The sequence below is a fragment of the Acinetobacter lwoffii genome (assembly GCF_024129595.1).
GTDB classification, from domain to species: domain Bacteria; phylum Pseudomonadota; class Gammaproteobacteria; order Pseudomonadales; family Moraxellaceae; genus Acinetobacter; species Acinetobacter lwoffii_O.
The window spans coordinates 1-495 of record NZ_JAMXXS010000104.1 but is presented as its reverse complement, the minus strand read 5'-3'; the positions used below and the strand labels follow the sequence as shown (position 1 = coordinate 495).

General features: G+C 31.3%; 1 protein-coding gene. It reads right to left on the bottom strand.

The window, feature by feature from the left end:
* Positions 1 to 58: 58 nt before the first annotated feature.
* Positions 59 to 487 (bottom strand): hypothetical protein, encoded by a 429-nt coding sequence (locus NI466_RS15830; protein ID WP_000877730.1) that lies wholly within the window; start codon positions 485 to 487, stop codon positions 59 to 61.
* Positions 488 to 495 lie beyond the last annotated feature (8 nt).

The following is a 495-nucleotide window of genomic DNA, read 5'->3' as shown; positions in this document are numbered from 1 at the left end:
TTCGTATAACGTGTATTATGTTAATTTTAGGGAAATTTAAGAATCTCTATGCAATGGTTTATTCAATATTCTTTGATTTCTTATCTTTTAGGTTAATCAGAAATAGCCAATAACATAAGCCAGGAAATAGAGCCATAAAGATAGTCCATGTATCTGTATACATCTTCCACCACTCTTTCGAAATTTCTCCTGTGTGACTCCATCCAAAAAGAATAAAAAATGGAGTAGCAATAATTATAGAGGCAATACAGATAGTTAATAAATTAAGACTGTTATAACGATTTAAAAGAATTGAGAATATGAAGCTGAAAGGTACAGTCAAAATACAATAAGCCAAGTAGACAAGACCGTGCCCTACAAGAACCACTAAAATCGAGTATAGGCTGTATTCCTGATTCATTACGATAAACAGGACTGCTGTGAAAAAAAGTAGTGGTAAAGGAGAAAGTAAGAGAGCTTTTACTATTTTTTCATTTGAGTATTTCACTAATTTAA